This window comes from Mesorhizobium sp. WSM3626 (genome assembly GCF_000513935.1).
GTDB lineage: Bacteria > Pseudomonadota > Alphaproteobacteria > Rhizobiales > Rhizobiaceae > Mesorhizobium > Mesorhizobium salmacidum.
In genome coordinates this window covers 23,237-37,413 of sequence record NZ_AZUY01000058.1, presented here as the reverse complement: position 1 = coordinate 37,413, position 14,177 = coordinate 23,237, and the positions used below count along the sequence as shown (strand labels likewise).

The window sequence follows — 14,177 nt, the reverse complement described above, 5'->3', positions numbered from 1 at the left end:
CTCGACATCCGCCCGCAGCCGCCCGAGAAGGAAGACAAGCTCTCCGTCTGGCCCTACTGGGCAACGAAGATGCGTACCTCGTCCTCGCAGGCCGAGGGGGCCGAACGTGAATTCCAGGTGGCGACTCTCGAATTCATCGGCGAGGAAGGCCAGCTCACCGGCGTCAAGTGCTGCGAGGTCGACGAGAAGCGCAAGCCGATCGCCGGCACCGAATTCGTCATCCGCGCCGATCTTGCCTTCATCGCCATCGGCTTTGCCGGCCCGGCGATGGCAGGGGTTGCGGCGGAACTGGAGGGTGAGATGAAGATCACCACGGACAGCCGCCGTTCCAGGAATGTCGAGGCCAACGACCGCGACTACAGGACCAGCGTCGACCGGCTCTACGCGGCGGGCGATGTGCGCCGTGGCCAGTCGCTGGTCGTCTGGGCGATCCGCGAAGGCCGCCAGGCCGCACGCTCGATCGACGAGGCGCTGATGGGGACGACCGTCCTGCCGCGCTAAGGGCTGATCGCCGTCGTGGTGTCGCTTGCTGCCGCCGCGGCTGCTGGACTTGCCTTCGGCGGCCATGAGAAATCATCAGCGCGACCTGGGGAGGCCTCCGGTGCCTTGCCCTCGATCACCAGCCTTTCCCCGGGAAGAGCTGGATTGGCCTTCGACGGCGGGGCAGCGCCGAGCAATTCCGTGCCGCCGTCGAGCGCGGGATCGCTGAGCAGCATGGGTTGGGTGCGATCGATGACGATGGGCGCGGCCGCCGGAGCCGGTGCTTCGACGGGTGCGCCCGCCGGCGCTGCCGCCGGTGCCACGCTTCCCGGCGCTGCCAGTCCAAGGATCTTCAGCAGCGGCTTTTCGGTGTAGAAGGCGAGCTTGCGCTTGCCTGCCTTGGACACGTTGATGCCGTCATCGGCGCGTAGCCGCACGGGCTGGCCGTTCATGTCGGGGCCGCTGGTAATGAAGGCGCCGTTCTCATCGACGAAGCCGTCCCAGACATCGACGAATTCGCCGCCGTGGCTTTCGGCCGCCTTGTGGTAGATGTCGTTGAAGGCCAGCATGTCCGAGGTCATCTTCGGCACCCGGAAGGCCGGCATGCCGACCCACAGGAAAGGCACCTTGGCGGTGGCGATTGCCTTGCCGAACTCATCGGTACGGCGTTCGTATTCCTTGGTCCAGTTTTCGGAGCGAGGCTGCTCGCGCACGTCGCCGACCTTCATCTGCTGGCGGTCGTTAGACCCCAGCATGACGACCACCGCGGCGGGTTTTTCGGTTTCGATCAACGATTTGATCTGTTCGGGCCAGTTGTAGAAATCATCGCGCACGAAGCCTGACGAGCCATTGCCGCGGACAACGATCCTGACACCGGTATTCTCGGCGAAGGCTTCGTCCAGACCCTCGGCGAGGCCCGTCGCCATGAAGTCGCCGACCACCAGGACGGTGCGGGCGTCCGGCGCCTTTTCGACCACGGGCGTTGCCGGCTCCTCGGGTGGACGAGGCGCACGAGGTTTCTTCTTCGGCTTAGGCCTCGCCTGCTGGATGTCCGGCGGCGGCTCGATCCGCTCGCTGCGGCGCGGAAACAGAAGGTCGCGCAACGACCAGCCTCGACTCTGCTGCGGCTGCTCCTGCGCCATGGCAGGGGTATGAACGGCGCCGGCCACGGCAATGGCGAGCATGGCGAAGGCCAGGATCAGCACCGGCATGCGACGAACGAACGTGCCGATGCGCGCAGGCCAAACCAATCGCTCCCTCCCTACTCAACTTCGTCAGGCTCTATTTCTGCCTGAGCCATTTCAGCACTTCCAAGCTCGGATAGCCATCCTGGGTCAAGCCGACCTTTGCCTGATAGGCCATGATGGCCGTCTTCGAGCCGTCGCCGATCTTGCCGTCGAATTTGCCATCATAAAGACCATGCTGGGAAAGTCGCTTCTGCAACTCCTGCCGTTCCTCGAAGCTGAGCTTGGTGAAAGGCCGGTTCCAATCCTGGATCAGGCCGCTGCCGCCGGCGATCTCATCGGCAAGCAGACCAACGGCCAGCGCGTATTTGTCGGCATTGTTGTAGGCCTTGATGACCGAAAAATTCCTGACCATCAGGAAGGCTGGTCCGCCACGCCCGTCCGGCACTTTCAGCGTCGCCTTGTCGGTGAGGTTCTTGAACGGCTTGCCGCTGGCCCTGACGACGCCGAGCGCCTGCCATTGTGCCAGCGTCTTCGATCCGCCCGGCAATTTGCCTGCCGGCAGCGTGACTTCGTAGCCCCAGGTCTTTCCGGCCTGCCAGCCATTTTTCTTGAGCAGGTTGGCTGATGTCGCCAGCGCATCGGGAATGGAATTCCAGATGTCGCGCTTGCCGTTGCCGTCCATGTCGACGGCATAATGCTGGTAGCTGGTCGGGATGAACTGGGTCTGGCCCATGGCGCCCGCCCAGGAGCCCATCAGGTGGCTCTCGTCGATATCGCCGGTTTGCAGTATCTTCAACGCCGCGACCAACTGGGTACGGGCATATTTCGAACGTTTCGCGTCGCCGTAGCCCAAAGTCGCCAGCGAACGGATGACGTTGCGCATGATGTCGTCGCGCTTGAGGATCTCGCCATAGTTCGATTCCATCGACCAGATGGCCAGGAGAACATAGCGGTCGACGCCGAACCTTGCCTCGATCCTGTCCAGCCAAGGCTTCCACTTTTTCGCCATCTGCTGCCCGATGGCGACGGACTGATCATGGACGCGGTTGTCGAAATAATCCCAGGCGGGGGCGGTGAATTCGGGCTGCGTTCGGGCCTTTTCCAACACCACCGGATCGGGCTCGTTGATAGCCCTGAAAGCCTGGTCGTAGACGGCGCCGGAAACGCCGCCCGCCACGGCGGTGGCGCGGAACCCGGCGACCCATTGCCGGAAACCGGCGTCGGCGAAAGCCGGCCCGGTCGGCATCAGCAAAGCGAGCGAGAGGCTGGCCGCCGTCATGACGCTGGCGAAACGTTTTGCGGCATTGCGAACGGACATCTTTTCCTCCTTCTCTGTCTCAGGAAAGACCATTCATCGCCGAACCGGGTTAGGAATTAGTTTACCATAGGCATCGCCTGGAACGAAAAAGACACCTGGGTGCTTTAACCGGTGGAAGTTTCTCTCAGTTGCCCCAGTAATCTTCAATTCCGGCGTGAAAATGTCGCGAGACGGGGATTGCGGAGCTGGCCAGCAAACGGATAATTGAAAGCATGAAGAGAGTTCGCAAGGCAGTTTTCCCGGTCGCTGGTCTCGGCACGCGGTTTCTCCCGGCCACCAAGGCTGTTCCCAAGGAGATGCTGACCGTCGTCGACAGGCCGGTCATCCAGTATGTCGTCGATGAGGCGCGCGAGGCGGGCATCGAGCATTTCATCTTCGTCACCGGCCGCAACAAGGCGGTCATCGAGGACCATTTCGATATCCAGTTCGAGCTCTATGACACGCTGGCACAGCGCGGCAAGGACGAGCAGCTTGCCCGCCTGCAACGGCTGCAGCCGGCGCCGGGGCAGACCAGCTTCACCCGCCAGCAGGTGCCGATGGGTCTCGGCCATGCCGTCTGGTGCGCGCGCGAACTGGTCGGTGACGAGCCGTTCGCCCTGTTGTTGCCGGATATGATCATGCAGTCGGAGAAGAGCTGCACGAAGGCAATGGTCGAGCTCTACGAGGAAACCGGCAACAACATCATCGCCGTGCAGGAATGCGATCCGGCGGAAGCCCATAAATACGGCATTGTCGGGCGCGGCGAAGACACGCATCACGGCTTCCGCATCACCGAAATGGTGGAAAAGCCGAAGACCGGCACGGCGCCGTCCAATCTCTACATCAACGGCCGCTACATCCTGCAGCCGGAAATCTTTGGGATTCTGGAAGGGCAGGAGAAGGGCGCCGGCAACGAGATCCAGCTCACCGACGCGATGCTGAAGCTGGAGAAGCAGCAGGCCTTCTACGGCTACCACTATCAGGGCCGCACCTTCGATTGCGGTTCGCCGGAAGGTTTTGTCGAGGCCAATGTCGCCTTCGCGCTGTGGCGCAGCGACATGAATGAGAACATGGCCGGCGTCATCCGCACGCTTCTCGACGAGGTGAGCCCATCCGAGCGCCGCGGGGCCGCGTTTTAGTCACCGCACTTTCGTCACCCTCGGGCAAAGCAGGCGCGTAGCGACGTCGCGGAGACCCCAGGATGACGAAGCTTATACGCCTTCAGCGCTGCACTTTCACGCCGAGGTAGATGCTGTTGGCGGTGTAGTCGCGACCGGGCAGGTTGCTGGTCAGCTTCTCGGTTCTCACCCGGGTGGTGAGGCCGGCATACCGGTTCAGCCACCAGGTCAGTCCGGCCTCCGCGCTCAAGATCCTGTCATGGCCGTCGATGCCGACATAGTCGCGCCAGTCCAGGCCCAGAGCCGCATTCGCGGTAAGATTGGATCGGATCACACGTTCGCCCGTCAGGCGTCCGGAGTAGAGGATATCGCCGCTTTCGCCTGACGTGGTCGTGGTCTCGACAGTGGTCTTGCCGGTCAAGCCGATCATGGTGCCGCGTTGCGGCGACCATTTGACATCGGCGTTGACGGTGGCCCCAGAAATCGCTTCCAGGCTCTTGTCGTCGACCGCTTCCCTGAGCCAGCCGGCCGAGAATTCACCCGACAGCTTCTCGCCCATGTCGAGTTGCAGGCCCGCGCGGGCGCCAAGCCGCGTCGAGGAGCGCTCGAAGCCTTCATTGTCGATGCGCTGGTCGTAGGCCCGGCGGCCGACCTCGATTTCGGTGAAGGGCGTGAGCGCCGGGGAAATCTCGTAGCCGGTGCGCAAGGTTGCTGTGTAGAGCGTGTTGTCCTGGTCTTTCTGCGACAGCGAGGTGCCGTCCGAGAGCTTGGCGTCGCCATAGAAGTCGTGTGAGACCGCCCCGGTCAATGTGTACTGCATCTTGCCGACCGCCTTCTCAACGCCGATGCTGCCGTCGATCGACTGCCGCAGGGGCTGGGTGCTGACGCCGGCGATGGCATCGGGCGAAGACGCGGATTCCGGCACGGCTTCGTAGCCGAGCTTGGCGATGGCGCGCATTTCCTTGTCGAGGTCGACATTGAGCTGGCCTTCGATGCGGCCCTGCGCATCGTGAACCCGGTAGCCCGACACCGTTTCGCGGAAAATGCCGTAGCCGTCGATGGTCGCGGAGTTTTCACGCCAGTCGGAAGCGGCGGTAAAGCGCAGCGCCGTCTCGGACAGCAGCGCCGATGTGCCGGCACTGCTCGAGTCGCCGTTCGTCGTGGCCGTCAGCCCCTGTTCGATGGTCGGCCGGATGACGAAGGAGCCCCATCTGACGCCGGTGGCGGCAAACGGATCGTCCTCGGGTTTCTTGTTCCGGCCCTCGATCGCAGTGATGCGCTCGGCGCCAGCGTCGAGTTTCTGCCTGTCCGCACTGTCGATGGGGAGTGCACGGCGGTTGGCCGCGTCCTGGTCCGCCGCGATGCTGTCGGTGTCGTGCGTTGTGGCCGTCGTGGCAGTGGTGGTTGGATCCTTAGCCGCCGTAGTGCTCTTTTTCTTCTTCGACTTGTCGGTCGCCCTGTCCTTTGCCTTGTCGGCCGCATTCTGCCTGGCGGTCGAAGTGCGGCGCGGCTTGGGCGGCGTGGGCGTATCAGCGGAGGTATCGTCGCTAGCCTGGGGCGGGTCGAAGACGCTGGTGGTCGAGTTCGCGGCGTCCGTGTCGTCAGGCACGGCGTCGGCGCTGGCCGGCAAATAGGTGCGCGCCGGCGCATTGTCCCGCGCGTCAGCGTTGGCCGCCGTTTGCCGGGCGAGAACCAGGCTTCCCGCCTTGCGCTGCTGGTCGGACAGGATCGCCGATTCGGATACTTCTCCACGCAGTTCCGTTTCCTGGGCATGGAGGGGCGCAGGGCGCAGCAAGGCAAGGATGCTGGTCGCCAGCAGCAAGGCGCAGGCCGCCTTGTCCCGTCGTCCTCTCAATTTTTCTGGCTGGACCCCGGACATCGCCACCACTGCTTGCGCGGCGCATGCGCGCCATACTTACCGAACCGTAAATGGGGATGGTTAATGGAGGGTTGAGGCGGCACGCATCACCCCCGGCTCAAACGCGATTTTCGCGGGCGACAATGCGGGTCCGGGTCGTGCCCTGTGTTTTGATCCTTGTCCTTGCTCCAACCGCCGCACACTCGACCTTGATGCCGGAGGGCCATTTCCGTTGGACAGGCGGGCGGCAAAGCGCTAATCGCATCATCCATGCATGCGAGACCTCTCGATAAGAAGCCTCTGGACAGGCAAGCGTCGATCGAATCGGCGCTGAGAACGGTGGCAACCGAACAGGCCGGGATCGCGGCCCTTGCCGAGGCACTCGAGAACGGACTGGCAGCACCCTTTGCCCAGGCCGTCGAGATGATCTCGAAGATCGAGGGCCGGCTCATCGTCACCGGTATCGGTAAAAGCGGCCATATCGGTTCGAAAGTCGCGGCGTCGCTGGCCTCGACCGGCACGCCGGCCTTCTTCGTCCATCCCGTCGAGGCCAATCATGGCGATCTCGGCATGATCGCCAAGGACGATGCCATCATCGCCTTTTCGTGGTCGGGCGAGAGCAAGGAGATGATGGGCATCGTCGCTTATTCCAGGCGTTTCTCCATCCCGCTCATCGCCGTGACCTCCGGAGAGACGTCGGCGCTGGCGCGCGCGGCCGACGTGGTGCTGCTTTTGCCACGCACCCCTGAAGCGTGCCCGCATGGCCTGGCGCCGACGACATCGACGCTGCTGCAACTGGTCATCGGTGACGCGCTGGCGATCGCGCTGCTCGAGGCGCGCGGCTTCACGCCTGACCATTTCCGCACCTTCCATCCCGGCGGCCAGCTCGGCGCCAACCTGACCATGGTCTCCGAGATCATGCGGGCCGGCGACCAGATGCCGCTGGCTTCGCTCGGCACCAAAATGCCGGAAGCTGTGATGACATTGTCGCAGAAGAAGGTCGGCTGCGTTCTGATCGTCGACGCGAATGGCGAACTGGCCGGGATCATCACCGACGGCGATGTCGCGCGCAACCTGCACCGCAATCTGGCCGACGTCATCGTCGACGAAGTGATGACCCGCACGCCCAAGACGGTCGACCCGCAAACGCTTGCAGGCACGGCCATCGCGCTGCTCAACGAGCACAATATCGGCGCGCTGGTGGTGACCAGGAACAACATGCCGCTGGGCGTGGTGCATTTCCATGACCTGCTGCGCATCGGCGCCGCCTAAGGCGTGTCGGTATTCAGGTCAGGCCGGCCTGCGGACGGCAGCCTCCTGCGCTTCCCCGTTCTACTGCGTCGCAGTAGAACTGAGCTCACGGACTTAATGCCCGCTCCGCTCCGGTTCTCGGAGGCCACCATTCTCGGCTCGGCCTGACCTGAATCTCAACACACCTCGTGCCGGTGCTATTCAGGTATTGGGGGCCGAAAACTCAGACCTGTTCCACCGTCAGTTCCAGGTCGGTGTCGGCAGCGGCGGTGACGCGCACCTGTGTGCCGGCGGGCAAATCCGGGCCGGAAACCCGCCACAGCGTGTCGCCGAGCTTGATGCGGCCGCGGCCGTCGCGGATCGGCTCGGCAAGCGTCGCCATCCTGCCGATCATCTGCGCACCACGGCGGTTGAGCAGCGGCTGGTCGCTCGGCTGGTCGTGTCCGCCCATGAGTTTCTTGCCGGCAAAGGCTGAAACCAGCGACAGCACGAGGAATAGCAGCACCTGGACCTGCCATGTCCAGATGGCGGCATCCCAGATCAGCAGCGACACCGCGCCGACGATCAGGGCGGCGATGCCGATCCAAAGCATGAAGAAGCCCGGCGCGATGACCTCTACCACCAGCAGCACGAAGCCCAGGACCATCCAGTTCCACGGGCCGAGTTCAGAAACGATGCGGTCGATCATGAGAGTGGCCTATCTCAATTCTCGCTCGGGCGGACCACCGGCGGGCGGGCTGCCTGCCTTTGCGCACCGGTCGTGCCTTCGCTGCGGAAGACCTCCTTGGCGATTTCGCCAATGCCGCCAAGCGAGCCGATCAGAGACGACGCCTCGAAGGGCATCAGCACGATCTTGCTGTTGGTGGCGGTGCCGATCTTGCCCAGCGCCTCGGTGTATTTCTGGGCGACGAAGTAGTTCAGCGCCTGCACGTCACCCTTGGAAATCGCTTCCGACACGACCTGGGTAGCGCGGGCTTCGGCTTCGGCGGAGCGTTCGCGCGCCTCGGCGTCGCGGAAGGCGGCTTCCTTGCGGCCCTCGGCTTCGAGGATCTGCGACTGCTTGAGGCCCTCGGCGGCCAGGATCTGCGCGCGCTTGTTGCGCTCGGCGGTCATCTGGCGGCCCATCGATTCGATGAGGTTGGCCGGCGGGTTGATGTCCTTGATCTCGACGCGGGTGATCTTGATGCCCCACGGGTGCGCCGCCTCGTCGACGACGCGCAGCAGGCGCTCGTTGATGGCGTCGCGGTTGGACAACAGCTCATCGAGGTCCATCGAACCCATGACGGTACGGATGTTGGTCATCGTCAGGTTGAGGATGGCGTTCTGCAGGCCGGCAACCTGATAGGCGGCCTGTGCCGCATTGAGGATCTGGTAGAAAGCGATGCCGTCGACACCGACGATGGCGTTGTCGCGGGTGATGATCTCCTGGCTCGGAACGTCGAGCACCTGCTCCATCATGTTCATCTTGGCGCCGATGCGGTCGACGAACGGCGTGATGAGGTTGAGGCCGGGGCTCAGTGTCTTGGTATAACGACCAAAGCGTTCGACGGTATAGTTGTATCCCTGCGGAATTGTCTTGATGCCTTTGAACAGCACCAGAACGACAAGCGCGACAAGAACAACGACCGCAATATCGAAACCACTGAAATCCATTTGGCTCTCCCTCAGAGGCAGGCCGCGCAAGCCATTCCCGCGCAGCCAACTTCACCAAAGACTTAAGTGTGTTTCAAGAACGTTACAATCAGGTGATGAGGGATTGTTTGCGAGTATACACTCAGCGGTTGAAGGCAAACAGGCTTGCATCTGTGTCTTCAAGCCCGTCGATCGACGCCGAGACGATCTCGGCGGCGATCCGCGAGAAGGTGATGCCATTGCCGCCGTAACCCAACACGGCGTGGATGCGCGGGTGCCCGGGAATGGCGCCGATATAGGGCAGGCCTGACGTCGTGATGCCGAAGGATCCGGTCCAGGCAAATTCGGCCCTGACGTCGAGATGCGGAAACATCAGGCCTAGCTTTGCGGCGATGCGTGCGCTCTTGTCGCCGATCAGTTCATCGCGCCGCGTCTCGTCGATGAAATCCTCGTCCTCGCCGCCGCAGATGACCCTGCCGTCGACCGTTGCCCTGACGTAGAGATAGGGATCGGAAGCTTCCCAGATAAACGCCGCACCCGGCCAGAGTTTTCGCGTTTGCGGGCGGGTTGCGATCGCCCATGTCGATATGACCCGGTGAGCAGCCGCCGGCACCATGTCGACCAGTTCGTAACCCGTGGCCAGGACAACATGCCGTGCCGTGATGGCGGGGCCATCCCTGGTCGTCACGATCACCTCGTCGGCACTGTCCTTGATCGCCGCCGCTTCGACCGGCGTATAGAGACGTGCCTTGCGCTCCCGAGCCTTGAGTAGCAACCCCGCCGTCAGCTTGCGCGGGTCGAGCGCGATGTTGCCATGGCTTAGGATGGCGCCAGCGCGATCGATGCCGAATGTTTCGGCCAATGACGCCGGTGTGAGATAGGTCGCGCCGATGCCGGCCATCTGCCGCGCCTCGGTTTCGTCCCGGAGTTCCGAGGGGCCGAGCGCGGTACCGGCCAAATAGAGCGATTGGGTGCGGCTCATGCCGCATTTGATGCCGAGTTCGGCGATGCGGGCGGCGAGATTGGAAATAGCCAGCCGCGAACGTCGCCAGGCCTGCCGTGCCTGGGCCTTGCCAATCATCCTCGACAGAGCCGAAAGCGGCTGGTCGATTTCGAACTGCACCAGCGCCGTGGTTACCGCTGTCGATCCTTTCAACGGCCCCCGCCGGTCGATGCAGATCACGGAGTGACCGTCCGCTGTCAGCGCCTCGGCCATCATGGCGCCGCTGATGCCCATGCCGACGATCAGCACATCGGTCTTGACGTCCCGGGTCAGACTGCCCGTCGGCACCGCGGGCGCCCGATAGGCGGACCAGACGGGCCGGCCAGTGCTGAGGTCGAGTTTGCGGAGCATTGAATTCTCCGGAGGCGCTGCTCAACGCTTCGGAGCTTGTGTTGTTCCGGCGTCAGACCCAGCCCGACAGTTCGCGCCGCACCATTGCTTCGATCACCGCCATGCCCTCGGGGCTGTCGTTGAGACAAGGAATGTGGGCGAAGTTTTCGCCACCGGCGTGATGGAAGGTCTCGGCTGCTTCGCGGCCGATCTCGTCCAGCGTCTCGATGCAGTCGACGGAAAAGCCTGGATTGACGATGGCGATCGATCTGATGCCGTCCTTGGCCAGTTTCTCTACCGTCTTGTCGGTGTAAGGCTGCAGCCACTCCTGCGCCCCAAAGCGCGACTGGAAGGTGGTGATCAGCTTGTTCTCGTCCCAGCCGAGTTTCTCGCGCAGCAGCCGCGTCGTCTCCAGGCAATGCGCCTGGTAGGGATCGCCCTTTTCGGAATAGGGTTTCGGGATGCCGTGATAGGAGGTGATGACCACCTCCGGTTCGAAATCGAGCGTCGCCAGGTGCCGTTCGATCGAACTGGCGAGCGCTTCGATGTAGACCGGCTCGGCATAGTAGGGCGGCACGCTGCGGACGGCAGGTGCCGCGCGCATCTTCATCAACGCCCGGAACAGCTGGTCGTTGGCGGTTGCCGTGGTGGTCGCCGAATATTGCGGATAGAGCGGAAAGCTCAGGATGCGGTCGCAGCCTTGCGCCACCAGCCTTTCGGCGACGCTTGATGTCGAAGGGTTGCCGTAGCGCATCGCCCAGTCGACGATGACATTGGGCAAGTCGCGCAACGCCCCGGTCAGCTTGTCGGATTGCGCGCGCGTGTAGGTGCGCAAAGGCGACTCGTTCTTCTCCCGGTTCCAGATCCTGGCGTAGTTGGCACCCGACTTCTTCGGCCGCGTGGTCAGTACCAGCCCATAGAGGATCGGATACCAGATCGCCTTGTTGAGCTCTATGACGCGCGGGTCGGACAGAAATTCGCGGAGATAGCGCCACATAGGCTTGAATTCGGTACCGTCGGGCGTGCCGAGATTGACCAACATGACGCCGACCTTGCCGGCCTTGGCCGGCGCGTGCCCCGCCGTCGCGGCGACCGGCTTGACCGTCTTGGGGTCGACAACATTGGTAGGCGTCATAAGGGTTCTCCGGAGACGGCGTGAAACTAGCGATGGCGCGCCGCTTTTCAATGCTGCGTCTGGCCGCACCATACCGCCTTTCCGTCTGGAAAAAGAACACCCGCCAGGTTTCCCAGGCGGGTGTTCTCGCCGGAAGCGAAGTGAGGTTACTTCGCGGGGATGGTCAGTGTCGCGCCCGGCACAAGCCGATGCGGCCTTTGACCCTTGTTCGCCTCATAGATGAGTTTCCACCTGGTCGCATCGCCATAGGCTTTCTTTGCCAGATCCCAGTAGGTATCGCCGGCCACGATGACATGGCTGCCGGTGGCTGGCGCGGCTTCAGCGGGCGTTGTCGGTTCTGCTGGCGCCGCCGGGGCGGGAGCGGCAGGCGCGGGGGCGGTCTCGGCAGGCTTTGCCGGTTCGGCAGGTGCCGGCGGCGGGGGTGCCTTTTCCGTCGATATGGCTGGCGGCGTGTTGGCGATATCGCCTGAGTTGGCAGGCAGTTCAGGCATCGCCGGTGCGGCCGGTTTGGCGGCCTCGGCCGGTGCCGGCGCTGCCGGTGCGGTCTCCGCCGGCTTTGCTGGTTCGGCAGGCTTGGCCGGCTCGGCGGCGGGAGCTGCCGCTGTCGTCGCGGCGATCTCGGTGATACGGCCATCGAGCTTTGGCGTATAGGGCCGGTGCGCGCCGAGATAGTCGGCGACGACCTGTTCGAGGCCAGGGCCGTAATCATAGGCATTCCTGGCCTTTTCGGCGAAGACCTTGTAGCCGTCGCCGCCCTGGCGGACATAGTTGTTGGTGGCGACCAGATAATCCTTGTCGGGATTGATCGGCGTCCAGGCGCCGTTTTCCATCACCTCCACCGACTTCACGCGGCCGGCATTGGGCGCGACCGACTTGTCGAAGGAATATTTGAGCCCCGCGACCTGCGGGAAGCGGCCGGCGCCGTCCTCGATCTGGCTGAGGCCGCCTTCGAGCCCGGCGACCAGATCCTTGCCGGAAATCTGGAAGGTCGCCAGCGTGTTCTGGAACGGCAGCACGGTCAGCACCTCGCCCATGGTGACGGTGCCCTTGTCGATCGAGGCGCGCAGGCCGCCACCGTTGGAGATGACGATCTCGACGCCCTGTCCCTTGACGCGGTCGAGTATGGCGTCGGAGACGAGATTGCCTATCTCGCACTCCTTGGCGCGGCAACTCTCACGGCTGCCGTCGATCACGTCGGTGGTCTCGGCCACTTCCTTGTTCTTCAGCGCCTCGATCGGCGCGCCGAGTTCCTTGATGCGGGCGAGCACCGCGGGATCGGGCGTGATCGACTTGTCGAGATAGATCGGGTCGCCGCTCGCCGACTTGACGACGCCATTGTCGTCGAACACCACCTTGAACTCGCCGAGATATTTCGAATAGGACGCCGCCTGCACCACTGGAACCTTGTAGCCGCCAGGGTTGTCGACCAACGTTGGGTAGGGGCCAGCCGCCTTCGGATCGGTGTTGGACAGGAGCGTGTGGCTGTGGCCGCCGACCACGACGTCGATGCCGGGGATCTTGGCAATGATGTCGCGTTCCCTGTTGTAGCCTATATGGGTGACGGCGATGATCTTGTTGACGCCTTCTCCCTTAAGTTTCTCGACTTCGGCCGTGATCGACTTGACGTCGTCCTCGATTGTGATGTTGGGGCCGGGGGAGGCGAGTTCGGGCGTGTCGTTGGTGACGGCGCCAATGATGCCGATCTTCTGGCCGCCGACCTCGATCACGATCGACGGCTTGACGCGGTCGCCGAGCTTGGACTGCGCGTTTGCCTTGACGTTGGCGCCGAGCACCGGGAATTTGATCATGTCGAGGAAGGGGGCAAGGGCGGCTTCGCCGTCGTCGAACTCATGGTTGCCGAGCGCCATGGCGTCGAACTTCATGTCGTTGAGGAACTCGCCTTCGACCTTGCCCTTGTACGTCGTGTAGAACAGCGAGCCTTGGAAATTGTCGCCGGCGCTGAGCAGCAACACGTTCTGGCCTTCCAGCTTCTTGCGTTCCTGGGCGATGGCGGTGATCAGCCGGCCGGCGCCGCCGATGCACTCGCCCTTGGTCTCCTCCTCGGCAGAGCAGGTCGACTCATATTTGTTGTTGCCTTCGATGCGGCTATGCCAGTCATTGATGTGCAGGATGTTCAGTGTGTAGTCGGCAAAGGATGCCCCGGCCGACAGGCCAAGCGTCGACGCGGAAAGGGCGGCAATGGCGGCAAGCTTCTTCATCTTCGTCTCCCGGTAGGCTGATCGGACGCGTCTACGCCCTTGCTTGACTGGGATATTACAGCCAGCGTTTCGATCATGTTCCCATCGCGTTCCGGCTGACGCAAGCGGAAATGCGGCGGTATTTCCAGGCGCAAAAAAGGACGGCGACCAAGCGGCCGCCGTCCTTCGTGACTGGAATGTTCGCCGGGTTCAGGTGCGCCGCGTCAGCACGAAATTCTGGCCGGCGGAGCTGGTGCAGTTGAGCTGGCTGGTAGACACCATCAGGCAATTGAAGCTCACCGGGGTTTGGCGGATCAGCGAGGTGCCGTTGATCTGCACCGACGTGGCGCCGGTCATCGTGTAGCTGCCGTCGGCAAGCTTCTGTCCCGTGTCGGTGGCGACGGTCGTGAAGGTGCCGCCGCCGGTGAAGGTCGACAGGCCGGTACCCTTGGCATCGATCCAGGAACCTTCGACGCCTTTCGGCGTGGCAGCCATCGGCGGCTGGTCGGGACCGCTGGTGGCACAGGCAGCAAGCATCGAGGCAAGGGCACCCGCCATACCCATCGAAAGAACTTTGCGCGCAATCGTCATATGAAATCCTCTCCAAACGCGTCAGTCCAAAAATCGGGCCGATTTCTGGGAAGCACGACGCGAACGTCCAAAGTGCTGGGGTATGCTTCAAGCGTCC

The 14,177-nt window shown here is 63.2% G+C and carries 12 protein-coding genes; 3 read left to right on the top strand and 9 right to left on the bottom strand.

Annotated elements, in window-relative coordinates; all coding sequences use genetic code 11:
• Nucleotides 1-501, top strand: a 501-nt coding sequence (locus M653_RS0127800) for an FAD-dependent oxidoreductase (protein ID WP_027146261.1), incomplete at its 5' end; no start/stop codon positions are given.
• Here M653_RS0127800 and M653_RS0127795 read toward each other — a convergent pair.
• Entirely contained in the window at nt 498-1,730 is a 1,233-nt protein-coding gene (locus M653_RS0127795) for a DUF459 domain-containing protein (protein ID WP_027146260.1), read from the bottom strand. The genes M653_RS0127800 and M653_RS0127795 overlap by 4 nt on opposite strands.
• Nucleotides 1,731-1,761: 31 nt before the next feature.
• Nucleotides 1,762-2,985, bottom strand: a complete 1,224-nt coding sequence (locus M653_RS0127790) for a lytic murein transglycosylase (protein WP_027146259.1) — start codon at nt 2,983-2,985, stop codon at nt 1,762-1,764.
• Between the two features lie 203 nt (nt 2,986-3,188).
• Here M653_RS0127790 and galU point away from each other — a divergent pair, with 203 nt between their 5' ends.
• Complete coding sequence (gene galU / locus M653_RS0127785; RefSeq protein ID WP_027146258.1) at nt 3,189-4,103, top strand: UTP--glucose-1-phosphate uridylyltransferase GalU; 915 nt, start codon at nt 3,189-3,191, stop codon at nt 4,101-4,103.
• 82 nt (nt 4,104-4,185) lie between these two features.
• On the opposite strand, the gene M653_RS0127780 is transcribed toward galU, so the two are convergent.
• The gene (locus M653_RS0127780; RefSeq protein ID WP_027146257.1) at nt 4,186-5,961 is read right to left on the bottom strand and encodes an outer membrane beta-barrel protein; all 1,776 of its coding nucleotides are present in this window, start codon (nt 5,959-5,961) and stop codon (nt 4,186-4,188) included.
• A gap of 249 nt (nt 5,962-6,210) precedes the next feature.
• Between M653_RS0127780 and M653_RS0127775 the strand changes: the two genes are divergently transcribed.
• Nucleotides 6,211-7,212: a KpsF/GutQ family sugar-phosphate isomerase gene (locus M653_RS0127775; protein ID WP_027146256.1), complete on the top strand. Its 1,002-nt coding sequence runs from the start codon at nt 6,211-6,213 to the stop codon at nt 7,210-7,212.
• Between the two features lie 202 nt (nt 7,213-7,414).
• Here M653_RS0127775 and M653_RS0127770 read toward each other — a convergent pair whose 3' ends face one another.
• The 6 genes from M653_RS0127770 to M653_RS0127745 all read right to left on the bottom strand — a co-directional run bounded on the left by M653_RS0127770 (nt 7,415) and on the right by M653_RS0127745 (nt 14,080).
• Nucleotides 7,415-7,879: an NfeD family protein gene (locus tag M653_RS0127770; protein ID WP_027146255.1), complete on the bottom strand. Its 465-nt coding sequence runs from the start codon at nt 7,877-7,879 to the stop codon at nt 7,415-7,417.
• 14 nt (nt 7,880-7,893) lie between these two features.
• Nucleotides 7,894-8,844, bottom strand: coding sequence for an SPFH domain-containing protein (locus M653_RS0127765; protein WP_027146254.1), 951 nt, complete (start codon nt 8,842-8,844; stop codon nt 7,894-7,896).
• A 121-nt stretch (nt 8,845-8,965) separates the two neighbouring features.
• A complete protein-coding gene (locus M653_RS0127760; protein ID WP_027146253.1) occupies nt 8,966-10,177 on the bottom strand; it encodes an FAD-binding oxidoreductase in 1,212 nt (403 codons plus the stop codon).
• Nucleotides 10,178-10,229: 52 nt separating this feature from the next.
• Entirely contained in the window at nt 10,230-11,291 is a 1,062-nt protein-coding gene (gene hemH / locus M653_RS0127755) for a ferrochelatase (RefSeq protein ID WP_027146252.1), read from the bottom strand.
• 146 nt (nt 11,292-11,437) lie between these two features.
• Nucleotides 11,438-13,510: a bifunctional UDP-sugar hydrolase/5'-nucleotidase gene (locus M653_RS0127750; protein ID WP_027146251.1), complete on the bottom strand. Its 2,073-nt coding sequence runs from the start codon at nt 13,508-13,510 to the stop codon at nt 11,438-11,440.
• 189 nt (nt 13,511-13,699) lie between these two features.
• Entirely contained in the window at nt 13,700-14,080 is a 381-nt protein-coding gene (locus tag M653_RS0127745; protein WP_027146250.1) for a hypothetical protein, read from the bottom strand.
• Between the last annotated feature and the right edge of the window lie 97 nt (nt 14,081-14,177).

Bases quoted from the DNA above. Each gene is read 5' to 3' on its own strand.
- M653_RS0127790 (WP_027146259.1), bottom strand. From the start codon at position 2,985: ATGTCCGTTCGCAATGCCGCAAAACGTTTCGCCAGCGTCATGACGGCG.
- M653_RS0127780 (WP_027146257.1), bottom strand. From the start codon at position 5,961: ATGTCCGGGGTCCAGCCAGAAAAATTGAGAGGACGACGGGACAAGGCG.
- M653_RS0127775 (WP_027146256.1), top strand. From the start codon at position 6,211: ATGCATGCGAGACCTCTCGATAAGAAGCCTCTGGACAGGCAAGCGTCG.
- M653_RS0127770 (WP_027146255.1), bottom strand. From the start codon at position 7,879: ATGATCGACCGCATCGTTTCTGAACTCGGCCCGTGGAACTGGATGGTC.
- M653_RS0127765 (WP_027146254.1), bottom strand. From the start codon at position 8,844: ATGGATTTCAGTGGTTTCGATATTGCGGTCGTTGTTCTTGTCGCGCTT.
- M653_RS0127760 (WP_027146253.1), bottom strand. From the start codon at position 10,177: ATGCTCCGCAAACTCGACCTCAGCACTGGCCGGCCCGTCTGGTCCGCC.
- hemH (WP_027146252.1), bottom strand. From the start codon at position 11,291: ATGACGCCTACCAATGTTGTCGACCCCAAGACGGTCAAGCCGGTCGCC.
- M653_RS0127750 (WP_027146251.1), bottom strand. From the start codon at position 13,510: ATGAAGAAGCTTGCCGCCATTGCCGCCCTTTCCGCGTCGACGCTTGGC.
- M653_RS0127745 (WP_027146250.1), bottom strand. From the start codon at position 14,080: ATGACGATTGCGCGCAAAGTTCTTTCGATGGGTATGGCGGGTGCCCTT.